At 34.4% G+C, this 22,684-nt stretch carries 21 protein-coding genes and 1 pseudogene; 3 read left to right on the forward strand and 19 right to left on the reverse strand.

The genetic code is table 11. The annotated features are described in order from the left end of the window. Positions 1 to 180: 180 nt before the first annotated feature. The 6 genes from QRY57_RS16090 to rraA form a co-directional block, all read right to left on the reverse strand. Positions 181 to 903, reverse strand: a complete 723-nt coding sequence (locus QRY57_RS16090; RefSeq protein WP_286015551.1) for an ECF transporter S component — start codon at positions 901 to 903, stop codon at positions 181 to 183. Continuing rightward, a complete protein-coding gene (locus tag QRY57_RS16095) occupies positions 876 to 2,537 on the reverse strand; it encodes an ABC transporter ATP-binding protein (RefSeq protein ID WP_286015552.1) in 1,662 nt (553 codons plus the stop codon). The genes QRY57_RS16090 and QRY57_RS16095 overlap by 28 nt, the downstream gene beginning before the upstream one ends. Beyond that, on the reverse strand, positions 2,510 to 3,388 hold the full coding sequence (locus QRY57_RS16100; protein WP_090690530.1) for an energy-coupling factor transporter transmembrane component T: 879 nt from the start codon (positions 3,386 to 3,388) through the stop codon (positions 2,510 to 2,512). The genes QRY57_RS16095 and QRY57_RS16100 overlap by 28 nt, the downstream gene beginning before the upstream one ends. Before the next feature lie 23 nt (positions 3,389 to 3,411). Continuing rightward, positions 3,412 to 4,203, reverse strand: a complete 792-nt coding sequence (locus QRY57_RS16105; protein WP_286015553.1) for a DUF4430 domain-containing protein — start codon at positions 4,201 to 4,203, stop codon at positions 3,412 to 3,414. A 56-nt stretch (positions 4,204 to 4,259) separates the two neighbouring features. Further along, positions 4,260 to 6,038, reverse strand: a complete 1,779-nt coding sequence (locus QRY57_RS16110; RefSeq protein ID WP_286015554.1) for a DUF4430 domain-containing protein — start codon at positions 6,036 to 6,038, stop codon at positions 4,260 to 4,262. A gap of 378 nt (positions 6,039 to 6,416) precedes the next feature. Next, entirely contained in the window at positions 6,417 to 6,902 is a 486-nt protein-coding gene (rraA, locus tag QRY57_RS16115; RefSeq protein WP_286015555.1) for a ribonuclease E activity regulator RraA, read from the reverse strand. A gap of 365 nt (positions 6,903 to 7,267) precedes the next feature. Here rraA and QRY57_RS16120 point away from each other — a divergent pair, with 365 nt between their 5' ends. After that, the gene (locus QRY57_RS16120; protein WP_243765387.1) at positions 7,268 to 7,477 is read left to right on the forward strand and encodes a hypothetical protein; all 210 of its coding nucleotides are present in this window, start codon (positions 7,268 to 7,270) and stop codon (positions 7,475 to 7,477) included. A 152-nt stretch (positions 7,478 to 7,629) separates the two neighbouring features. Here the strand turns inward: QRY57_RS16120 and ybaK are convergent, their stop codons facing one another. Then, on the reverse strand, positions 7,630 to 8,103 hold the full coding sequence (gene ybaK, locus QRY57_RS16125) for a Cys-tRNA(Pro) deacylase (protein WP_090690538.1): 474 nt from the start codon (positions 8,101 to 8,103) through the stop codon (positions 7,630 to 7,632). Between the two features lie 431 nt (positions 8,104 to 8,534). Here ybaK and QRY57_RS16130 point away from each other — a divergent pair, with 431 nt between their 5' ends. Further along, positions 8,535 to 9,827 carry a histidine--tRNA ligase gene (locus QRY57_RS16130; protein ID WP_286015556.1) on the forward strand — a complete coding sequence of 431 codons (1,293 nt, stop codon included), beginning with the start codon at positions 8,535 to 8,537 and terminating at the stop codon, positions 9,825 to 9,827. A gap of 123 nt (positions 9,828 to 9,950) precedes the next feature. On the opposite strand, the gene QRY57_RS16135 is transcribed toward QRY57_RS16130, so the two are convergent. From QRY57_RS16135 to QRY57_RS16165, 7 genes and pseudogenes are all read right to left on the reverse strand, one after another. Then, a complete protein-coding gene (locus QRY57_RS16135; RefSeq protein WP_286015557.1) occupies positions 9,951 to 10,688 on the reverse strand; it encodes an anti-sigma factor in 738 nt (245 codons plus the stop codon). Between the two features lie 10 nt (positions 10,689 to 10,698). Next, positions 10,699 to 11,250: an RNA polymerase sigma factor gene (locus tag QRY57_RS16140; RefSeq protein WP_026592328.1), complete on the reverse strand. Its 552-nt coding sequence runs from the start codon at positions 11,248 to 11,250 to the stop codon at positions 10,699 to 10,701. Between the two features lie 161 nt (positions 11,251 to 11,411). Continuing rightward, complete coding sequence (locus QRY57_RS16145) at positions 11,412 to 11,903, reverse strand: COG4315 family predicted lipoprotein (protein WP_026592327.1); 492 nt, start codon at positions 11,901 to 11,903, stop codon at positions 11,412 to 11,414. Between the two features lie 183 nt (positions 11,904 to 12,086). Continuing rightward, entirely contained in the window at positions 12,087 to 13,073 is a 987-nt protein-coding gene (locus tag QRY57_RS16150) for an NAD(P)-dependent alcohol dehydrogenase (RefSeq protein WP_286015558.1), read from the reverse strand. A gap of 453 nt (positions 13,074 to 13,526) precedes the next feature. Further along, positions 13,527 to 13,778: pseudogene (locus tag QRY57_RS16155) on the reverse strand (CPBP family intramembrane glutamic endopeptidase); the annotation flags it as partial. Positions 13,779 to 14,157: 379 nt separating this feature from the next. After that, a complete protein-coding gene (locus QRY57_RS16160) occupies positions 14,158 to 14,265 on the reverse strand; it encodes a YjcZ family sporulation protein (protein WP_000505670.1) in 108 nt (35 codons plus the stop codon). A gap of 461 nt (positions 14,266 to 14,726) precedes the next feature. After that, positions 14,727 to 15,392, reverse strand: coding sequence for a hypothetical protein (locus QRY57_RS16165; protein ID WP_026592324.1), 666 nt, complete (start codon positions 15,390 to 15,392; stop codon positions 14,727 to 14,729). 652 nt (positions 15,393 to 16,044) lie between these two features. Between QRY57_RS16165 and QRY57_RS16170 the strand changes: the two genes are divergently transcribed. Further along, positions 16,045 to 16,230 (forward strand): flagellin, encoded by a 186-nt coding sequence (locus tag QRY57_RS16170; protein WP_286015559.1) that lies wholly within the window; start codon positions 16,045 to 16,047, stop codon positions 16,228 to 16,230. 264 nt (positions 16,231 to 16,494) lie between these two features. Here the strand turns inward: QRY57_RS16170 and QRY57_RS16175 are convergent, their stop codons facing one another. The 5 genes from QRY57_RS16175 to QRY57_RS16195 form a co-directional block, all read right to left on the reverse strand. Further along, complete coding sequence (locus tag QRY57_RS16175; RefSeq protein WP_286015560.1) at positions 16,495 to 17,439, reverse strand: response regulator; 945 nt, start codon at positions 17,437 to 17,439, stop codon at positions 16,495 to 16,497. 4 nt (positions 17,440 to 17,443) lie between these two features. Further along, positions 17,444 to 18,760 (reverse strand): sensor histidine kinase, encoded by a 1,317-nt coding sequence (locus QRY57_RS16180; protein ID WP_286015561.1) that lies wholly within the window; start codon positions 18,758 to 18,760, stop codon positions 17,444 to 17,446. 238 nt (positions 18,761 to 18,998) lie between these two features. Further along, positions 18,999 to 19,979 carry a glutaminase gene (locus QRY57_RS16185; protein ID WP_090690558.1) on the reverse strand — a complete coding sequence of 327 codons (981 nt, stop codon included), beginning with the start codon at positions 19,977 to 19,979 and terminating at the stop codon, positions 18,999 to 19,001. 124 nt (positions 19,980 to 20,103) lie between these two features. Beyond that, the gene (locus QRY57_RS16190; protein ID WP_286015562.1) at positions 20,104 to 21,534 is read right to left on the reverse strand and encodes an alanine/glycine:cation symporter family protein; all 1,431 of its coding nucleotides are present in this window, start codon (positions 21,532 to 21,534) and stop codon (positions 20,104 to 20,106) included. A gap of 628 nt (positions 21,535 to 22,162) precedes the next feature. Then, positions 22,163 to 22,345 carry a YolD-like family protein gene (locus tag QRY57_RS16195; protein WP_286015563.1) on the reverse strand — a complete coding sequence of 61 codons (183 nt, stop codon included), beginning with the start codon at positions 22,343 to 22,345 and terminating at the stop codon, positions 22,163 to 22,165. Positions 22,346 to 22,684 lie beyond the last annotated feature (339 nt).

The following is a 22,684-nucleotide window of genomic DNA, read 5'->3' on the forward strand; positions in this document are numbered from 1 at the left end:
ATTATATAAAAAGTCTCATCTAAAAATCGGACTACATTAAAACAATTTTTTGACACATTTCAAAATAATAATCAACATGTATAAAAAAATGCTTCCTACCAATGGTAAGAAGCATGAAAGAGGCAAACGAATATGTAAGTCGCGACCCTACTTTACATTCTTATGCTTTGTAACATATGCTTATGCCTTGTTTTCCTGAGAGAATAGCCCTTTATCTTTATCTAAAATTCCATATTTCTTTTTAAATCTCGTAATAATTCTAATCCACGATGAGCTAAACAAGACAAGAAAAATTACATTTGAGAGTGCATGCGCTAAATCAAAGTAAAAGCTTGCAGCATAATATGCTATAAAGGCTTTCCATGTTAATCCTTCTAAAAAACCGAGTATCCCCCACAAATTCATAATCCAGCCAAAAACAAAGCCAGCTATGAATCCATAGATGACTCTCCCCCATAACGTTCTCATTATAAATGTGTTTCGAAGTAGACCCGCTATAAAGCCTATCATTCCCCAAGAAAACATTTGCCAAGGTGTCCAAGGTCCTTGCCCTAAAAATATATTAGATACCAATGCTGCCGTTGCCCCAATCATAAAGCCTGTCTCACTTCCAAAAACAATTGCAGATACAATAATAACAAAAGAAGTTGGTTGTACACTCGGCATAATGGAAAATGGTACACGACTCACTGCTGCTATGGCTGCTAAAACAGCGACAATGACGATTTCACGTGAAACAAATGCTTTCCTCTCAAATCGTATATAAAAAGGTAACATAATAACAGCTAATAAGAATAAACTACACCACATAAAATATTCATCTGTTACAAAAGAAGTAAACAGAAGAGTACTTATGACAATAATGAAAATAAGCATTATGAGAGCAAAATATCGTTTGGACACGCTTTATACACATCCTCCCACGTTAATGCATAAGGTAACTGCTTGCGAATAAAACGATTAATAGATGTTGTATAAAAGAAATTATCACTAAAGAATTTCTTTGGCGTATCATCCATAATTACTTTCCCGTCAAATAGCATCATACAATGATCAACATATTTAGCTGCAAATTCAATGTCATGTGTTGCCATCACAATCGTTGTTCCTTTCTTTTGTAACTCTTGAAACAATCCGCCTAATCTTTCCTTTTTCTCTGGATCCAGCCCTTTTGTCGGTTCGTCTAGTAATAATAAGCTTGGTTTTGATAACAAGGCTGTACATAATGCGATTAACTGTTGTTCTCCCCCGCTACAATCATGCGGATGACGATCGCGAATGGACTGCAGCCAAAATCGTTTTAACATATCTTCTGCAATTTCTTTCCCTTTATCATCATATAATTCATTTGCTCTTTCAAAAACTTCATCCCACACCGTCTCAAATGTAAAATGATAATACGGATGTTGCGATACAAATCCGATTCTTTTAAACCGTTCCTTTGAATCAATTTTATGAATCTCCGTTCCGTTCCACTGTACTTTTCCTCTTCTAGCTTTGTTTAATCCTGCTAATATAGTTAAAAGTGTTGATTTTCCAGTACCATTTTTCCCAACAAGCGCAGTCCACTTCCCACGTTCAATCGATAGCATTAAATCCTGTAAAATAAAAGGGCTATTTTTTTCATATTGAAATGATATATGATTTGCTTGTAAAACCACTTCTTTTGTTTCTGCCTGTGATATAACCGGTATTTCATATTCCATAGGTAACTCAGAATGTATTTGTGTTTGTGCCTTCCTTACCGTAAATGGGATTTTCTCTACATTCCATTCTAAAAACAACCTTGGAATTTGAGGGATAAACGGGCGAAACTCTTCTAATGCCCACATTTTTGATATAACATGTTGCGGCGTCCCATCATACATTATTTCCCCAGCATCCATAAACACAACTCGAGTTGCTAGTGGAATGACTTCGTCTAAACGATGTTCACTCATGATAATGGTAATTCCGAGCTCTTCGTTAATTCGTTTTAATAACCCTAAAAAATCTTTTGCTGCAATTGGATCAAGCTGTGCTGTCGGTTCATCAAGTAATAATAATTTAGGCTGTAAAACAAGAACTGCCGCTAAATTAACCAGTTGTTTTTGTCCCCCCGATAATGTATGAACAGACTGGTGTAATAAATCTTGAAAACCTAAAAAACTAATTAATTCAGCAATTCTCTTTTGGATTATATTGGTCTCTAGGCCAACATTCTCAAGAGAAAATGCCAATTCTTGAATAACCGTATCCATAACAAGTTGATTTTCTGGATTTTGAAATACCATTCCTACTTCTTGCGCTGATAATAAATCTGGCATCTCAAGTAAAGAAGTTCCATTATAATACATATTACCTATGCGTTTTCCAACTGGAAGTAACTCTTTCTTGAAATGTTTCAAAAGTGTCGTCTTACCACAGCCTGAACGGCCAGCCAACACAATAAATTCCCCTTGAGAAACCCTCAAGGAAACGCCCGTTAATGCTTGTACCTTTTCATCTGCATACGTAAAAGCTAAGTCTTTTATTTCCGCATGCGCCACCATAACCATTCCCTCCCTTCCATTATGATTGGTAAACTAATAAATAGTAAAAATAAAACGAATAAGATTCCATCATATTGCTGAAATACAAGTGATTCCACTCTTGGATAGATTAATAGTTTGCCAGCACCGTAAAAACTGAACAGAAAACAGCTTAGTAATAAAATTGCTAAGCACGCAAGTATGTACCAATCTTGCCTTCCCATGCGATATTGAATATATGTACTACGCTTTGTTACTCCAAATCCACGTGCTTGCATGGAATCCGCCGTTTGTAATGCATCTTCTAAAGAACAAACAAGCAACACCTGCAAGAGCTTCATTCCATTTTTGATTCTCCCTATGAATGGGCCTGAATCTAATTGCACTCCTTTTGTCTTTTGAACAAGTGTAATTTGCCTTAAACGCCGGATAAATAAAGGAACGAAACGCACTGTGATCATTGTTAGTAACGCAACTTTCGGTGAAATCCGTGAAAACAAGTACAAAAATTTATGACTTGAAATCACATCATTATAAGAAGTAAATGTGAACATAATAGCAAGTAACAATAATCCCATTATGAATCCATACATACATGCCTCTAATGTAATTCGATTATCCCCTAAACGAAATAATGTAGTCGCTCCTCTATGTGTTAACAAAGGGTTCAACACAATAATCATTACGAAGAAAATAAGCGTGCTTGGTATCATTTTTCTTAGTTTCTCGCCATTTCCTTGCATGATGTTTAACAGTACGATCATAATAATCGCACCCATTAAAAAAAGAGGGTGAAGACACACCATACATAGTATCATCACCCCAATATAGTAGATAAAATTCACAAAAGGATGTAAAGAAGAAAAGATAATTTTCATAGTCCTTTACCAAGAATCCTTTCCTATTTTAGCACATATACCCATTCGATTTTATCTCCTGGCTTGACTGTATATGCACCTGCACTTCGATTTGGAAAAGCACCATTTACACGGTACTTCCATCCGCTTGTGCTCGTTATGTCTTTTTCGTATAAATCCTTAATGCCCTTTACATAAATACTATCTCTGGATCCCGTTGCATCTACATCTAATCCTGTACGCTGCAATACTTTATAAACCGTATCTCCCTCTTGTACGTCAACTTTTTTTGCTCCTAATAAATAACCTTCATTTCCACGTACAGAAATGGTAACTTGCTGCGCTTGTGGTTCTGGCTTTGGTTCGGGTTGAGGTTGCGGTTCTGGCTTTGGTACTACTTTAGGTTCTGGGTCTTTCGACTGTTCCTGCTTTGGTGTTTCTTTCGGCTGATTAACTACTTTTGCCTCTTCTTTTACTTCTGATTTTGCTTCTGGCACTTTCTTAGGCTCAGTGTTTGCTTGCTGCGCTTTTGGTTGTTCTTGTTGCGCAACTGATTCTTGCTCTTTTTTCTCTTGTTTCTCTTCTTTCTTAATTTCAGGTTGTTTTTGTTGCTCTTGTTCCTGATTCCACTTTTGCTGCTCTTCTTGTTGCTTTTTCTCTACTGATTCTTGCTGCTTTTCCGGTTTACTTTCTTCCTTTTTCTCTACTTGTTTCAGTTCCTCTTTTTGTTCTGTTTTTGAAATTGCTTTTTGTTCAGATTTTGACTCATTTTGACTACATCCAACAAGCAATCCAAATGAAAGGACAACTGAGAGTAACCATTTCATCATACTCATGTTTTTCTCACCTTTCCTAATAAAATTAGGAGCAAATCATTGCTCCTAATTTTTTGTTAAGCTGCTTTTCGTCTCCATAAAACATATGCTGAAGCAATACACAATACACCCATTCCTACTGGCATTGCAGTGTCCCAAGCAGATGCTCCTGTTTTCGGTAATTGATGGTTTTTCGCAGTTTTTTCATTATTTAATGTTTTCTCTTCTGTAACAACACGAGAGTTCTTATCGTTTGTTTGTTCTTGTGTTTTTTGAATTACTTCTTGCTTTTCAATCTCCTTGCTCTCTTCCACTACCGGTTCCTTCGGCTCTTCAACTGCGTTCTCGTCGCCCTCAGTTGATAAATTTGTCCAATCATATAAAGAACCTTGACCCGTTACAAACGATTTATATTGAACAAGCGCTAGAAGTGCTTGTTCAGTCGCCATACCATTGCCCTCTTGGTCATTTGGCAACCATTTAAATTCACCATTTGCAAGTTGGTATGATATTAAATTTTGAACTGCACTTACATTATTTTTAGTAAATGCTTCACTAGTTGGATCAACCCCTGCAATAGCAAGTCCAATAATTGCTTGTGCAACACTATTTGAATTTTCTTGACCGTCAGCTTCAAATCCACCAGTGTTCAATTGTTTATTTGTTAAATATTGCACAGCTTTATCTACAGCATGCTTTACCTCTGGTTGTTTCTGATACGGTGCTAGTGCCGATAAAACCATACCTGTTACATCAATATTACTAGCCTCGTCCTTACTACTTTCCACATGGTATGTCCAGCCACCGTCTGTATGCTGTGCATTTAAAATCTCTTTTACTAAAGTAGCACGATTCCACTTTGCTTTAGCCGGTACTTCATATTTTTTTGAATCCAGTGCAAGTAAAGCGAATGTATAGCCAGTAATAGAATTTAGTTTTTCAGATTGATATAGTTTTTGAACTAAATTCTTCCCTGCAACATTCGTTGGATTCCCATTTACCGCTGTTACTGCTAAAACAGTTCTTGCTATATCTGTAGCGGTAAATCGTTCCACTCGTTTTTCTACTTTTTGTGTTAAAGATTGTAAATAACTAATCTTTGTTTCTACTGGAATATTATTTCCTGAACGAGCAAGTGCAATTGCTACCCAATCACTATCAATTCCGTCTTCGATCATTTTTTTTGATGTTTTAGCAATCGCTTGATCTAATTGCTTCATTAATAATTCATTTGTGATTGGTTCTTTCGACTCATTAGGCTTTTGTTCTTCTGGCTTCTTCTGTTCTTCTGGTTTTTGTTCCTCAGGCTTTTGACCATCTGGATTTTGCTCTTCCGGTTTTTGTTCCTCAGGCTTTTGACCATCTGGATTTTGTTCTCCCGGTTTTTCCGCATCTGGATTCTTTTTGCAAGTTCCCATCTTATCAAGAACTTGTTGCAATGTTTCTGTGTTCATATTGTTCCAATCTACAACAAAACGAAATGTAACAACATCTTCAGATTCTAATTTATAACTATCCGCCCCTACCATGGCAGCTTTATCATTTACATCATATGCCCATCCACTTGTCTCACCAGCCATTAAACCGTCAATACCTTTAACATACATACCATATTGCGTATTCTCAGCTGTTACTTTAGTCCCCATTACTTTTTGTAACAAACTATAGGCTGTTTCTCCATCTTCAATAGCTACTTCTTTCGGACAAAGAATAACTCCTCTTTGCGATTCCCCAATAATCGCAAGTGTTGCTGTTTTTCCTTCAGCAAACGTAATATGTACAGTATTTGTGAATGAAACAAACACTAATGCAACTGCCATAATCGATGTAAGCAGCCATTTTTTCATCATTGCCATCCTTGCTTATTCCTCCCTTTGCTTACATATGCATAAAAAAAGACCCTTCAAGGGCGTGCAATAACACTCTACTGTGAGTGCTAAACAAAATTGCACAACACCTCCTATCCGCATAGATAGCGGTTGTATTTGTATAGGAAAGACAGTGTAGCTTATGAATGTATTATTGTGATAACATTCACTTTTAGCGGCGAACCCATTTCATTTCCACCTATTTTCTTTAAAAGTTATCGTATAAACGACATACCTATACATTCATTAAATTATAAATATCTGTATTATTTTACTATTGACACGAAATTTTGTCTATGCTTTCTCTGATTTATTTCCTATGAATACTAGTCTGTTACGTGAAACTATAAAGCCTATATATAGTCACTATAACTTACTATGAAGTGGTTGTTTACATACAATAACACCATCTTCATCGATATACACATAATGATTTGGAATCCACTCAATTGCTCCAAACTGTAAAGGAATTTCTTTTTCTCCTTTTCCTTCTTTTCTACTTCTCTTCGGTATTGTACCTAACGCTAAAATACCAATGTTAATATTTCGTAATTCTTTAGAATCACGAACATATCCATATACAATAATCCCTGCTAAATTTCGTTGACTTGCTATATTTGCCAAATTATCTCCAAGTAACGCACAATTTGTAGAAGCCTCTCCATCAACTACTAACACTGTTCCCTCCGGTAAAGTTTGTAGAGCTTCCTTTACTATTACATTATCATCCTCCACTTTAACCGTTGCAATTCTTCCATGAAATTGTTCTTTCTTTCCATATGATTGAAATATAGGCTTACATACTTGTACGTCTCCTTCAAAAGCATCACACAGATCTGTTGTTCTCCACATCTTTCTCCCTCCCTTCTTTTTAGTATATGTTACATATTCTTGTCGTTTTATTTTTCACCTGTCTAATATTGCAAAATTTTGTATACTATAACTTTTTTCCAAACTGCATAATATTTCAAATCCCGTACATACTATATAAAGGCTGGTGAACAGCTTGAGTCCAATTTTGTAGTACCTACAATCTTTTCTCCCTTTCCCTGGGGCTGAGCAGTTAGTTTTTACTAGCTGCTCTTTTGTTTTTATATTTTTGTTAAAAGCCTCTTTTTAATTATCATCACTAAAATCAGACAACTAGTATGTACTCATGAGTGAATAGGACAACCTTTTCTTGTAATATTCTTTTATAAAAGGATAAGGGTGTGACAATGTTGAATAGGAAAAACGATCAAATTGTTATTCATATAATAAAAGGCTCAACTATAAAAAGGTTTTTAATCTTAGATTTAGTTACTGGAACAGGAATTTTTTATATAGTTAAATTTATTTCTTCAAGTGCATTAATTGCATTTATTGGCAGTCTTATGGGAACCGAAAGTATTAAAAAGATACCGAAATTCAAAAATAATACGAATTAAATCCTAGTACCTAGCCCCACTACCTTTACTTCGTTAAGAAGAACAGACCTTCTCAATAAAATAATAAAAAAGAGCCAAATGGCTCTTTTTTATTACATTTCAATACACGGATCTATTATGTCTCCAACTCGATCACCGGAATTAGTAATATACTACTTAACTACAATGTCGTGTAGTTCAAAACGAATCATTTTTTTCAATTCATCTAGTTCTATTTCAACTTGATATCCTATCTTCCCAGCACTAAAGATTATTGTATCTAGCTCCATAGCACTATTATCAATAACGGTAGGAAAATATTTTTTCATCCCAATCGGTGAACAACCCCCATGAATATAACCAGTAAGCGAGAGTAAATCTTTTGATTTCAACATGCTTATTGATTTTTCACGAATGCTTGCAGCAGCTTTTTTCAAATCCAACTCTTCACTGACAGGTACAACAAAAACATAGTGTTTTCCTGATTTCCCTATAGTAACTAGCGTTTTAAATACTTGATTGGGAGATTGTCCTAATACCAAGGCAACATCTATTCCACTAATAGCATCAGTATCCGCATAGCTATAATGTTTATAATTAACTTTCTTCTTATCTAACAACCGCATTACATTCGTTTTGTATTCCATTGTGCTAAAACCCTCCTGTAATAAATCTATATGTACTATGTAATATATAAATTGAGATGTAGACGGTGGAAATATAATTTCCACTACATAAATATTGTAACTTACTTTACTATTCTCTAACAAGGAATGACAAACATATCACTCACACTGTTTATATAAGATTAATTCATTCGTTAATCTCATTTTTGTTTTCAAAAAGCATTGCTATCTCAAAAATCATTTGTTATAATTTTGAAAAAACTTAAGGAGAGACCCAATATGTTGAATTGTACTTCTTTCCAACTTCATCATCATATATAACGCCGTGTATCCGAAGAATTTTTTCTTCGTGGGTACAGGGCTTTTCCTGTTACCCACGAAGCGTTCATAAAGCTATGTGGGTATTTTTATACCTGCATAGCTTTTTTTATTTTATAAAAGGAGTGATTTAAATGGATGTAAGAAATGTAAAAGGAACAAAAGATTATTTACCCGCGGAACAGTTGCTTAGAAACAAAATTAAATGCGCTTGTGAAGAGACTTTTGAACGATATGGCTGTAAACCACTTGAAACACCTACATTAAATATGTATGAACTGATGGCTTATAAATATGGAGGCGGTGCTGAAATTTTAAAAGAGATGTACACACTACGTGATCAAGGAAATCGTGAACTCGCACTTCGGTATGATTTAACGATTCCATTTGCAAAAGTAGTAGCAATGAACCCAGATATCAGGCTTCCCTTTAAACGCTATGAAATTGGAAAGGTCTTTCGTGATGGACCGATAAAACAAGGAAGGTTTCGTGAATTTATTCAGTGTGACGTTGATATAGTCGGCGTAGAATCTGTTATTGCTGAAGCTGAATTAATGGCCATGGCATTTGATCTTTTCAAAACTTTAAACTTAGATGTTACCATTCAATATAATAATCGTAAGTTATTAACAGGTATCCTTCAATCGATTGAAATTCCAGACGAACAAACAAACGATGTTATTTTATCATTAGATAAACTTGAGAAAATTGGGGTTGATGGCGTACGAAAGGATTTACAAAGCCGTGGGATAACAAATGATACTGTAGAGGTAGTTTGTCATACTGTTGAATCTTGTATGACATTAGAAATTGATGAATTTAACCAAACTTTCTTAAACTCACTTGTTATAGAGGGAATCAATGAACTAAAGCAATTACAGCAATATTTACTCGCACTTGATATCCAAGACAATGCTGTGTTTAATCCATTCTTAGCAAGAGGACTTACTATGTATACAGGCACAGTTTATGAAATCTTTTTAGCAGATGGAAGCATTACTTCGAGCATTGGTAGTGGCGGACGTTATGATAATATAATTGGGGCTTTTCGTAACGATAATACATCCTATCCAACAGTAGGGATTTCCTTTGGCTTGGATGTTATTTATACAGCTCTTACGCAAAAAGAAACGGAATCTGCTTCTGTCGATATTTTCATTATTCCTATTAACACCGAAGTAGAATGTTTACGAATCACACAACTTTTGCGTTCTAAAAGTACCTTCAAAGTTGAACTGGAACTTGCCGGCCGTAAATTAAAGCGAGCTCTTAATTACGCAAATAAAGAGAATATTCCTTACGTGCTTATTATTGGTGAAACTGAAATTTCTACGGAAACCATTGTTTTACGTAATATGAAGGAAGGTACCGAAATAAACCTCCCCCTATCTTGTATTGAAGATGGAACATTAAAGGATTATTTATAAAAAAGCAGCCAATTAAAAGGTTAAGCCGTTCTCTTTCGAAATACCCGCAACTATACAAACACATATAAAAGCAGAACAATTCGCACATGAATTCGCTCTGCTTTTTATTGTCATATCAATATTTTAAGTTCCTAGTACTTTTTTACCAAGTGGTTTCGTACTATTCGAATCTGGTTCAAGTGTAATACCAATGTTATCAAAGGACTGTTTTTGTGCAATTTCATATGTCAGAAGTCCTGATCCAGTTTCATCCGGTTTAAATATTCCAGCGTTTTTTCTTTCTCCATCTTTTAATAACCAAACTTGATACACTTCTGATTTGTTTACTTGTGGCAAATGATCAGCTTGTACAACTAATTTTTTCTTATCTCCTTGTTGCATAACAAATACATACCCTTTTGTATTTTCATGATTTTGATCGATTGATACTAATGGACGAGTAGAGATTACTTTCATTGGATCACTGCTTAATTCATCCTTAGCTAAAGATTGTATTTTTAATTGCGAATTTTCGATTGTTACTGCTACTGTAGTCACTAACATTGTTCCTAGTAATACTGTTGCCAACGGTGTAAATTGTTTTTTTAGCAAAACCGTCCATTCTTTCAATTTCGCTGTTACTCTGTTATCTCTATTCGTTTGTTCGCGAACAAATATAAAATCAAACACTTCAGCTTTTAATGTTTCTGGTACTTCTCTCTCTTCAAAATCGAAATGCATTGCTTCCCAAGCTACCTGCATTGCTGGATACTCAGTTTGACATTTGGGGCATGTCTTTAAATGTTCTTGAAACGCTCTTTGTTCTCTATCATCAAATGTATTCGTAACATAGGATAATAAATGCTCACATTCTCTCTCCATACTATCCCCTCTATTCTAGATATTTTTTTAATTGCTTTAAAGATTGATGAAGACGACTTTTAGTGGTTCCCAATGGTTCATCTTCCATTTTAGCAATCTCACTAAGGGAATAACCTTTCCAATATAGCAAGTCGATTAATCTTTTTTGAGACGTAGACAAATTCTGCTTTGCCTTTTGAATTTCAACACTGTGCATCCTTTTCTCGATTTGATTTTCTGAATCTGCTATATGCATATGTTTTTCAGAATCATAAAGATTATTAAAGTTTCTATACATAAGTTCTTTATTTTCTTTTCGGACATAATCAATACATATATTCCTTGTAATAGTAAGTATCCAATTTACGAAATCACCTTTTGAAGGATTATACATACTTTTAGTTGTCCAAAGTTTCAAGAAAATTAATTGAACAACTTCTTTTGTTTTGTCCTCATTCCCTTGGAAAAATTTAAAAGTGAAGCTATATATCAACTTAATATATCGTTCATATAGTTCTTCTAATGCAGGACGATAGTTTCTTTGTACTAATTGCATTAACTCATAATCATTTTTTTCTTTCATTCTCACCTGCACTCCCTATTGTTTTTCTTTTTCTGATAATTCTAAATTAATTATATAATTCAAATAGAAAAATAGGAACCACCAACAACATTGGTCGCTCCTTTTAACAGAATATTTATCTCACTATTCGCTGGCATGCGCCCTATTCGGCGTGCTTTCTATTACTGTTTAAATGTAGTTTCACCATTCAGTACAAACCATATATCTTTAACCCCTTGTCCATTTATATCTCCTTTTGATTTATCATTAGCAAAATAATAGAGGGGGTAGCCTTTATACGTTACTTGTTGTTCCTTCGTATCCTCTCTTGTTATCGTAGCAAAGTCTTTTCTATCAAATCCTTTTGGCACTTCAAAATCTTTCGCAACAAATGGCGGCCAAAGTTTTACACAGTCACCACTACAATTACTTACCTTAGATGTGTCTTTTGCAAAATAATAGAGTGTTTTTCCGTTTGAATCTGCTAAGTATTTTCCAACCTTATCGTTCTCTAATAATTGTAAACTAGGAGATTCGTTTTTATTACTACTAACTTCACTCACGTTTTCTCCACTCGTTTTCTTACTTTGAACATCTTCTTTCTTATCGCTATTACACGCTGTTAATAAAAAAAAGCTCACTAATATGGACACAATACATTGCCATGCTTTCATACTGACTCCTCCTTCAATTTTTTATTTATATTTAAGGTAACGATAGAAAGGTTTGATTGGTTTGATACAAAATAAAAAAAAGATGCAAGCCTCTCCCTCTGCTTACATCTTTGTTAATTCTATCAACTTATGCCTTTTTCTTATACAAAAAATTGTTATTCAGCTCGGAGCGTTCTTCATTAATTAGGATTTGTTGTTTTGTTCCATATTTATAACTACATTTCCCTTCTTATGCCCTTTCTCAACATATCTATGAGCTTCCACAATCTCTTCAAACGCATAGTACTTGTCAATGACCGCTTTTATCCTACCCATCTCAACAAGTTCTTTCAGGAATTCTAATGCTTCGAAAGTTTCAGGTGAATTTTGACCTAATATTAGCTTCTTGTTGCTTGTCAATTTAGTCCATAGCATTCGAACACTTGGCAACGGTTCAACGACATTTATATAGGTACCGTCCTGCTTTAACAACTTGATACAATCTGAAAACAAGCTCTTGTTTACCGCTTCAAAAATCACATCATAAGTCTCGTCTGTAGTAGAAAAATCTTTTGCAGTGTAATCAATTACCTTGTCGGCTCCAAGAGATTTTACCAATTCTAAATTTGCGTTACTGCACACTCCTGTAACTTTTGCTCCGAAATATTTTGAAAGCTGTACAGCATAACTTCCTACACTCCCCGAAGCTCCATATACAAGAACATTTTGACCACTCTGAACGTTAGCTTTTCTAAGAAAAAACAAGGCTGTACGTGCCCCAATTGGAATAGCAGCAGCTTCCTCATATGTTATATTGGAGGGCTTAATAGATACCGGCCCATCTTCAGGTAGACAAATATACTCGGCATAAGAACCAAAACCCACTTGGGTGGCCGCAAAAACTTGGTCTCCTTCCTTAAACCGCTTGACCTCTTTCCCTACTAACTCAACTTCTCCAGCTAACTCCATTCCTAATATTTGTTTTTTAGGTTGACTAAAACCGAGCGTGATTCGAGCAGGTAACCAAACAGAACGAGGAACCGTAAAACTCCGTGATCGAATATCTCCTGCTGTTACAGTTGTCGCTTTTATTTTGATCAGTATTTCATTTTTCTCAGGAACAGGTTTCTCTACCTCTTTCAGTTGAAGAACATCGGGGGGACCGTACTTTGTGTACACAATTGCTTTCATTAAACTTCCTCCAATTCGTTCTATTTATTAATATCATACGAATAATATGAATAGATAGAACAATGGTTCACTCTTCAACGAGTATAAGCTTTTTTCAATGCGGGTACCTCAAAAGAGAACAGCTTACCAAAAGGTGGGCCACTATTTATAAATAGTCTTTTACCTATAAGTACGATTTGGTTTACATAATATATTTATGGTATACCTTTTTGTCTACATAAAATTTCGTTCTTCACTTGTTGAAAATTAAAACCAGCTCTGCCTAAACTTAATTTTTACTACATCTGCATATACATGTACTCCATCTTCTAGGCATCCAAAACTAGTCTTAGATGCTGACTTTCTACTAACAATTGATCTTCTTGAAGACCTTTCAAACTATACTCGGGATAGAAATAAATAAAGAGTGCGTATCAAGTCAGTATTTTCTTGACGTTACTCTTGTTTTAAAAAAAATATTAATGTCTTAAAATTAAAATGTTTAAATTGCTCTAACGATATTTTACCTAAAAAATAGTATCCTATAATTCCACATAATATGAGATTCCATAAAGCCTCAAGAATCATTCCTAATAGTTTAGGTATATTATCCCCTAAAACAACCCCTATAAATTGATACATAATCCCGGAAATAATCAATAATCCCAAAGCCAAAAGAGATTTTGAATCAATTTTTTTCTTTGACTTCATAATCTTTGTTTCCATAACAACCCCTTATTTCTTATTATTTTATTAATTATGAATATACAACAACACATCATTATCCGAAAAATGGTAATTCGGACAACCACAATAATTTTATTTTATCAGTTTTGATTTTCTCCTTGTTTTAGGATTTACTTTTTTTACATTTTTTGAATAGTATAATCACTAGATCTATTTACCGCTCTAAGGTGCCCCGCCTCATCGCCATCAAGCTAAGATTTTGAAATAGCTCCAAAACAAAAATTCTATATCTCTACAGTTATTTATCAGAATTCAGCTCACTTTTTTCGTTTTGGGAAACAACCAATTTCTTAAATTGATGGGTAGCGGTACTCAATAAAGAAAAGACACTCTCATGAGTGCCTTTTCTAATTGTTTTTTAGCAGAAGCAAGCCGCTCCAACAATGATTAATAATATGAAGAGTACAACGAGTAATGCAAATCCTCCAGCAAAGCCGCAACCTCCACAACTACCACCAAAGCCCATAATAGTTCCTCCTTTAAGTAAGAGGGAAAAAACATAGGGGTTCACATGTAACGGATTCGGTTTATTTTATGTTGTTACGAACTAATTGAGCAGGTCCTTTAATAAATAAAGAAAAGACACCATTAAGGTGCCCTATTAACATAGGATTTGAGGGTGAGATTTTTCTGTAAAATATTAAATTTATCTACCGTATATTTGAATGGGTCTAACCATATTCCAGTTTCCTATATAAACTCTAGTCCCTTTGCTAGTCATTTTATAATTCACCTCATTAGCTGCCCAAATGAAACCAGCTTTAATAGCATAGTTAAGAGCTTCCACTCCATTTTCAGTTGTAGTATGTAAGGAGATTATCTCATGGGTTATTTACAAATTGTGGGTGAGGAATATTTGACACTTACTAAATAAAAGAAGAAACCGATATTGTTTCTCCTTTTGCACAGAAATCACTATTTCATAATTTATGAAAGTTTATTTAAAAGCTGATTTAAATCTTGCTTTGTTTTCGTCGTTAATGATTTGATTCGTTTCACATCTATTTTCTCTTTTTCAGTCGCAACAATTAAAGGATACATACTTTGTCCAATCGTTTTATAATCAGTTGGATGTGTTGCTTCTAACTCTTTTTCAATTACATCCCATTTTTCATTTATTTGCTTCCCTAGTTGATTCACTGTATCTAACTTAGGGTTTGCAGCTAATTGTTTATCCAAGCTGTCGATAAGCTGCGCAACTGCTTTTACATTTGCTTTCACAGCTACACTTTTATTTGTATCTTTCGTTGCAGTTTTTCCACTTGTCGTTTGCTCGTTTGTTTTAGTATTTGTTTCTTTTTCTGTCGTTTTCCCATTTGAAGTTTGGTTCGTAGATTTAGCGTTATTCTCCGTTCCAGACGATTCTTTGGAATTCTTTTGATCTTTCTCTGTTTTTTCATTAGTAGATGTGTTTGTTTCTTTCTCATCATTTTTCGTTGCAGAAGTTTCATCAGCATTCGTTGTTTTTGCTTCTTCTTGTGCGTTCGTTTGTTCCTTTTTCACTTGATCTTTTTCTGCAGAGGGACTACAAGCTGTAATGGAGAGCATTGTACCAATTGCTAGTGATGCAATGGTTATTTTTTTTATTTTCATAATAAAGCCTCCTATATTTACATTTTTATCCTCCTCTTTACGATTCTATTTATCTATAAAAATCCCTTTTTGTTCTAACTATCATCTTTCCGACAGAAATCCTTATATTTATACGACAAGCGATTATGCATTAAACTTTAAAATTCGAGCTTTTTTACTCTGTATAACGCATTTTGTATACAGTTATTCCCAGGAAACACAGAGGAATATATTGCCCTATACGGAGTAATGGGAAAATTACTTATAGCTTTACAATAATAATTCCACTACCAAAAGTCCCCTTTTTCTGACAATCCATTTATTTTGCACAAAAAATAAATTCATAAAATATTTCACGCTTCCTATTATTTCTCAACATTTTTGTTAACATAATAAAATTATGAATTATTAATGGGATATTAGAAGAAAATAATTCTATTATCGGGTGCGTTTTTACTTCTACATTTCAATGGTGAGTTTGTATTTAAGTGGAATTTTAAAGGGGATCAAGACATTTTTCATCATTTCGCAGTAGAAACAATAAATTCAAAAAATCAAATAGCTACTACATGTATATTATTCAATGTTACAAATGAATAATAAGTACTATACTGAAAAACACTTTTGTAATTATGTTGCTTGTATATCTACATGTAATAAGGAGGGATGTAAAATGGAGAAAGCGAATGAAAATGCATCTAAATCAAGCCATCGAGTAAAAGAGGACGAAATTGCTACAGAGGCAGGTGTAATTCTAAAATTACAATCACTTCAAACAGCAAGTGAAGGATCTGGATTAGCTCCAACTAATCAGCTGCCATCGAACGTTCTGGAACCTCTTGAAGATAACCATAAATAAAGATTTTTAATAAAAAGGGCAGTCGCAAATTTCGGCTGCCCTTTTTATATTAAGCACTCTTTAACAACTTAACACCTTTTACAATATTCCAAATGAATTAGTAAATAATGCCTAGTATACGAACATGCGTAGGCTCACGCTTACCGCGATATTTATCTCCCACCTAAAATTGATGCACATTTTTGAGGAGAGAGATGAATGTCGGAAAACGATAAAAAACAATGATAAATCCAGCATTCGAGTTTAAGAATTAGCAAGAGTTCGTCATTTCAGTTCCAAATGTATCCGTTTTGCTTCAAAATACAGAACCTGAATAAACTTTTTCGTATCGATACGAGTAGGTAATGTTTGCTCATTATTCAACTCTGTCATCTTTCTCCTTACAGTTGTAAAATCAAAAAACCTAGAAGCGTAATTTTCGAACTTCGGGTTTAAAAAATCAGCAAGTCCAAGGGATGCTAAGTGGTTTAGTGATTGGTAAATTGCCCTCCGGATCCGTTGTTTGGAGGCTTCAATCGACCTTTTTAATTCGGCCTCTTCAGCTAATTCTCCAAGTCTTTTTTGGGCTAAATTCAAAAAAACCTCTTTTAGAGAGGGAAACCCTTGTTCCAGCGTTTTATCTTGTTCATATTTATATAAATAATCCAGCATATCCATTAAATCTTTACTTCCGCTTTCACTAGCTATCCCTAATTCGGATAGAAGAAAATGTATGGAGTTTCGAAAATGATTTGAAGTACTTATATGCTTTTCATTACGGTATTTTTCCTGTGTACTTTGATCACTATCCAATTTAAGTACCATATTGAGCGATTCTTGAATATTTTTTATCGATTTTTCCAATCGGATTCGTTCAATGACTTTCTGAACGACTGTTAATACTTCAATCCGGTTAATCGGTTTAATAATATAGTACTCAACACCAAGCGAATATGCTTCAGCAATCAATTCTTTTGACTCTACTTGAGAAACCATGATGATTTTCCCTTTAAACAACGGTTTTATTTGACGAATTGTTTTTATTCCATCTTGAATCGGCATTAACAAATCGATAAATAAAATGTCTATATTTTTCAAGATTAGCGTTTGTTGATCTAACAATGAGCCATCCTCAGCTTCTCCTACAACCTCCCCAAGATCCGCTTCCTCGATAATTTGAGCCAACATTGAGCGAACCGCTTTCTCATCATCTACTATATAAAAATACATAGAATCACCCTTTCGCAACTATATGATCAATCCCTAATCTAATTTTAAAAATCGATCCTTTTTCTTCGGTTCTGTCCTCAAATGTAACAACACCTTCAAGTTGTTCGACCATTTCTTTGACATACGATAATCCGATACCTGTTGATGGGTTACCTGCATCATCATATTTAGAAGTAAACCCAGGTTCAAAAATTGAATCTTTATACTTTGAAGAAATACCGGGACCATTATCCCCTATTCGAAATTCAACGAAATGGTAGTCTTTGTTAATGTCAATTGTGATGGTTCCCATATCTTGAATAGCTTCTACAGCGTTTGCAACGACATTGTTTATAATTGATAAAATTACGTAAACATGATAGTGAGGATGCACACCGTCAATCTTATACACAAATTGGATGTCTTTCTTTAGTAACCGGGCGTATTTCTCGTTTGCTCGTACAATGATGTTTACCAGTTCATATACGGACATATAATCTGTAAAACTTTCATCAGAAATCAGCTTTGAAAGTCCAGCAAAAATGCGTTGGTTATCCTTTTTAACGTCATGGACTTCACCAGCAATTTTCAATGCCTGCTGCCGTAAATCCTCAATCTGAAAGCCCACCCTCTCGTTATCTAAAGAATCTAAATTTTTGTACAAATCATAGGATTTCTTCGTTATATTTTCAGCATCTTGCAACGTTTTTTTTAAATGAACAGCATCTTCATATAAATTGGAGATGAGCATAAGCATGTGTTCATTTTGTTTTTTTATGTGTCTCTCCCTTGACTGCGCTTCATACAGTTTCATCATATTGAAAAAGCTTAAAACTATAAAACTGTGGGAAAATGCGATAACGATTATCTCATTTATTGCCTCTGGCGTTATAGTTGTTTTTAATACGAAATATTGAATCATTAATTCCACACAGTCTGATAATATTTCAATAATGCAGCCAATAAATCCAATCATCAATGGTTGATGATGAAAGCGTTCTACTTTCGCTAAGTAAAAGAGACAAGAATAAGTAAAGTAAAAGAAAAAACTAGGATACTGGATATGAAAAGAATCTATCCAATCCATATTCCCCTTTGTGATGACGTCCATCAAGATCCGAAATGCTACAACCACTATTGCTGTTAAAAAACCCGGAAAAAATGCTGGCACTCGCCGAAATAATAACAAAAAAAAGAAAAATGTTGGTGCACCAAAGCTCATTCGAAATGTCTCATTTAGGGGAAAAGACTTTATTTCACCTACTAAGGGTACTGTAAATACCATCAAAACCAGAATATAGATGTCTTTTTTTACTAAATTACTAAGATTCAAAATAATCACTTCTCACTTTCGCCTAACAGTCAGTATACAAATCTATTACCATTAATACAACACTTACTCTATTTTTCAAAAAAAACTATTAATAAGATATAAACGAAAGTATTGCACATTGCGAGTGCTCTTGATATTCTTCTACTTTAAAACAGGAAGATGCTATGTAACACAAAAATGTTCAGACACATTATACGGTCTGAACATTTTTGTATTCGCTCTGACATCAAAACATCCATGATACTTTTTAGAATATACCTAAATCCCATTCTTGTGCAATATGTTCCAATAACATAACCCCTGGTAAACTATTCCCATAGTCATCAATAGCTGGTCCATAAATACCAATGCCACATCCATCTTGAAACGGTAGCTCCCTCCTGGCCCTTGAGGGGACGAGTGCCATAATCCCTCCAGACACCCCACTTTTAGCTGGTAGCCCAATGAAAGCAGCAAATTTGCCAGAAGCATTGTACATTCCACAAGTAAGCATTAAAGCTTTTGTTAATCTAGCAACCTCTTTTGGGATGACTTGTTCTTTACGTATAGGATGATATCCATCATGTGCAAGTATAAGCCCTATTAAAGCAATATCCTCTGTATTTATTTCTATCGAACATTGTTTCAAGTAAACCTCTAGTGCCTCCTCCACATCTGATTCTAAAAAACCATTCTCCTTTAAATAGTATGCTAAAGCTCTATTTCGATGGGCTGTTTGCCATTCTGATTGAAACACTTTTTCATTAATGGCGGGACGCTTCCCTATCATTTTTTCGATTAATGCGTATAGAGATTCTAATTTTTCTTGCGCCGATGTTCCTGACAGAAGCGAGGCTACCGTAATCGCTCCAGCATTAATCATAGGATTAAAGGGCTTTCCTGGTTTATGCATTTCTAAACGAATAATCGAATTGAAGGCATCTCCAGTTGGCTCTACATCAACCCGCTCTAATACATAAGAAATACCGCGACTTAAACAAGCAGCTATAAAGGCGATTACTTTTGATATACTTTGCAAGGTGAAAGGTACCTCCCAATCCCCTGACTTTATCATTGTTCCATCTGGCTCTACTATACAAATACCTAATTGCGATAAATTTACCTTTCCCAAAGCTGGAATATAACTGGCGCTTTGTCCTTTAGTAGCATAGGATCGATAATGAGTTACCCATTGATCTAAGTAAGCTTTTTCTTGACTCTCAACCTGAACGCTATACTCCTTTATCATTTAACCATATTCCTCCGTCTTATTAACTTTATATAGAATAATTTTTTCTTTATTATAATCAATACTATTTGCATAAGAACCAAGAAAGATATTCAGACATATTACAGTCCGAATATCTTTTTTGTTACATACTTTTCTTTTTTGAAGTTGAAGTGTCCTGATAATGCTCCCAACATTCAATGTTTTCAAGCCCTTTAATGCTGTCTTTATAAAAAATAGGATCTTTACCAGCTTTTTTCTGTTTCATGTAATCCTGTAACGCAGCAAAGGTCACTTTTGAAAGTAAAGTAATAGCAATTAAATTTATAATAACCATAAAGCCCATAAATAAATCCGCTAAATCCCATACAAGTTGGATCTTTGCAACAGAACCGAATACAATCATCGCTAACACGCCGATTCGGTATACCATCAACCATACTTTACTATTTTTTAAGAATCGAATATTTGTTTCTCCGTAATAATAGTTACCAATTAACGCACCGAATCCAAATAGGAAAATAAAGATAGCAAGACACCCTGATGCCCAAGAGCCGACATGTTCACTTAATGCTGCTTGTGTAAGTGCAATACCATTTAACTCTGGTTGTTTGTATGCATCAGAAAGTAAAATAATAAATGCTGTGCTTGTACAAACAATCAGTGTATCCGTTAATACGCCAAGTGCTTGAATAAGTCCTTGTTTCACCGGATGACTTGTTGTTGCAGTTGCGGCAACGTTTGGCGCACTTCCCATACCAGCTTCATTCGAGAATAAACCACGTTTAACCCCATGCATGAGCGCTGCTCCGATTGAACCGCCTGCTATTTGTTTAAAGCCAAATGCGTTTTGAACAATAAGAGAAAGAACTTCCGGCATTTTTGTGATATTTGTAATGATAACAAATAATGCAATACCAATGTATAACACTGCTAGAAACATTACTTTGTATTCAGCCATTTTTGCAATACGCTGCACACCGCCAAAGATAATCCCAGCGAAAGCAATTGCCATAATAATTCCTAAAGTTAAACGATCTGTACCAAATGCATTCTCAAAAGCAATTGTAACAGTATTTGATTGGACAGAATTAAATACAAAACCGAAAGTAATCGTAATTAAAATAGAGAATATTATTCCCATCCAACGTTTGTTTAATCCTTTTTCCATATAATAAGATGGACCGCCGCGGAAACCCGCTTTATCTTTTACTTTATATATTTGTGCTAATGTACTTTCAACAAAGCTAGATGCTGAGCTAACAATAGAAATAACCCACATCCAAAATACCGCTCCAGGACCGCCTAGTGCAATCGCAATCGCAATTCCTGTGATATTTCCTGTTCCAACGCGAGCAGCCATACCAATACAGAACGCCTGAAACGGTGAAATTTCGTCTTTAGAACCATTCTTCCCTTCCATTAACACACGGACCATTTCCTTTAGCATCCGAAACTGTACAAATTTCGATTTAAATGTGAAATAAATTCCGCAAACAACAAGCATAATAATTAACAATTTAGACCATAAAAAATCATTCGTTGATCCGACTAAATCCACCAACAATTGTTCCATATCATCACCTCATATCAAAATTCCATATCCCCTAATCTATGTAAAATCACCTTTATTTTCTGACATAAATAACCTCGTTTCATATTCACATGCAGCAAAGACAAAAGTTTTCTATAAAAATGGTATTTCCTCGTTTATACGAATATTCATAATATATAACTGCATAGCTGACATCTTGAAAGACCTAATGCTTTTACACGTGGATGCTCTAGCTCCTCCCGCAAAAAAATAGTTTTTATCCAGAAATGTGGCTGCACCATCATGCTTGTTTCATATGCCAGGTTTTTAAATTGGACTTATATAGATCCTTTTTGTCTCTTTTTATTATTTGCACAGAAATATAAACAAAATTACCAGAAAACTCAAACGATTATAAACACTTTCGTGTTTGTTCCAGTATATAGTCTTTAATTTATAATTAACGCTTCTTTGAAAAGCACTCGACTGCCCTGGTATTCCCCTCTAAATCAGCGCATAATATCAGTAGATATACTGCCCTTCACTTGTCTTCAAATTTTTGCTACAGAACCTTCATTTAAATACTTTGTTTACATAAAAAATATATTGCCAATTTTACAGTATCTCAGGAATCTTCATTTCTATTTTCCTCTATGGATAAAGAAAATCATTAATAGATTTCCTTAATATCAGATAAACATATAGAGAAGACCTTTTGCTGTTCATTTATTAAAACAAGTGTTTGTTGGTGCAAATCAAGGTTACAAACTTGTCCCTTACATGTTTGTAAAAATCCACTCTGATAGTAATCGATAGTGATTAAATGATTTTTTGCTAATTTTCTTAATAACATGGATTTACCCCCTTTTTCACTAATAATCTATATAAATGGCCTGTAAGTAAAAGAATCTAGGCTAAGTAAAAATTTCAAAAACCACCCTTTGAAGCGCTTTCAAATCTAAACTAACAGAAACGTATCTTTAATTTATAATCAAAAGTACAGAAACTCACTAAAAAGTACAGTTTCTTATAAAATAATTTTTTAAATATTTAAAAATTCATATAGACGCAAAAACTTTAAGATAGTTACGTGTAATTTCTAAATCTTGGACATACTGATACTATGACTCTAAAAAAAGAGTGTGATCAAAATAGAAAAACAAAAAGAACTCGTAGGAATCTACAAGTTCTT

The organism is Bacillus arachidis (assembly GCF_030285945.1).
GTDB classification, from domain to species: domain Bacteria; phylum Bacillota; class Bacilli; order Bacillales; family Bacillaceae_G; genus Bacillus_A; species Bacillus_A arachidis.

Bases quoted from the DNA above. Each gene is read 5' to 3' on its own strand.
- QRY57_RS16095 (WP_286015552.1), bottom strand. From the start codon at position 2,537: ATGGTTATGGTGGCGCATGCGGAAATAAAAGACTTAGCTTTTACGTAT.
- QRY57_RS16100 (WP_090690530.1), bottom strand. From the start codon at position 3,388: ATGAAAATTATCTTTTCTTCTTTACATCCTTTTGTGAATTTTATCTAC.
- QRY57_RS16105 (WP_286015553.1), bottom strand. From the start codon at position 4,203: ATGAGTATGATGAAATGGTTACTCTCAGTTGTCCTTTCATTTGGATTG.
- QRY57_RS16110 (WP_286015554.1), bottom strand. From the start codon at position 6,038: ATGGCAATGATGAAAAAATGGCTGCTTACATCGATTATGGCAGTTGCA.
- rraA (WP_286015555.1), bottom strand. From the start codon at position 6,902: ATGTGGAGAACAACAGATCTGTGTGATGCTTTTGAAGGAGACGTACAA.
- QRY57_RS16120 (WP_243765387.1), top strand. From the start codon at position 7,268: ATGTTGAATAGGAAAAACGATCAAATTGTTATTCATATAATAAAAGGC.
- ybaK (WP_090690538.1), bottom strand. From the start codon at position 8,103: ATGGAATACAAAACGAATGTAATGCGGTTGTTAGATAAGAAGAAAGTT.
- QRY57_RS16130 (WP_286015556.1), top strand. From the start codon at position 8,535: ATGGATGTAAGAAATGTAAAAGGAACAAAAGATTATTTACCCGCGGAA.
- QRY57_RS16135 (WP_286015557.1), bottom strand. From the start codon at position 10,688: ATGGAGAGAGAATGTGAGCATTTATTATCCTATGTTACGAATACATTT.
- QRY57_RS16140 (WP_026592328.1), bottom strand. From the start codon at position 11,250: ATGAAAGAAAAAAATGATTATGAGTTAATGCAATTAGTACAAAGAAAC.
- QRY57_RS16145 (WP_026592327.1), bottom strand. From the start codon at position 11,903: ATGAAAGCATGGCAATGTATTGTGTCCATATTAGTGAGCTTTTTTTTA.
- QRY57_RS16150 (WP_286015558.1), bottom strand. From the start codon at position 13,073: ATGAAAGCAATTGTGTACACAAAGTACGGTCCCCCCGATGTTCTTCAA.
- QRY57_RS16160 (WP_000505670.1), bottom strand. From the start codon at position 14,265: ATGGGCTTTGGTGGTAGTTGTGGAGGTTGCGGCTTTGCTGGAGGATTT.
- QRY57_RS16165 (WP_026592324.1), bottom strand. From the start codon at position 15,392: ATGAAAATAAAAAAAATAACCATTGCATCACTAGCAATTGGTACAATG.
- QRY57_RS16170 (WP_286015559.1), top strand. From the start codon at position 16,045: ATGGAGAAAGCGAATGAAAATGCATCTAAATCAAGCCATCGAGTAAAA.
- QRY57_RS16175 (WP_286015560.1), bottom strand. From the start codon at position 17,439: ATGTATTTTTATATAGTAGATGATGAGAAAGCGGTTCGCTCAATGTTG.
- QRY57_RS16185 (WP_090690558.1), bottom strand. From the start codon at position 19,979: ATGATAAAGGAGTATAGCGTTCAGGTTGAGAGTCAAGAAAAAGCTTAC.
- QRY57_RS16190 (WP_286015562.1), bottom strand. From the start codon at position 21,534: ATGGAACAATTGTTGGTGGATTTAGTCGGATCAACGAATGATTTTTTA.
- QRY57_RS16195 (WP_286015563.1), bottom strand. From the start codon at position 22,345: ATGTTATTAAGAAAATTAGCAAAAAATCATTTAATCACTATCGATTAC.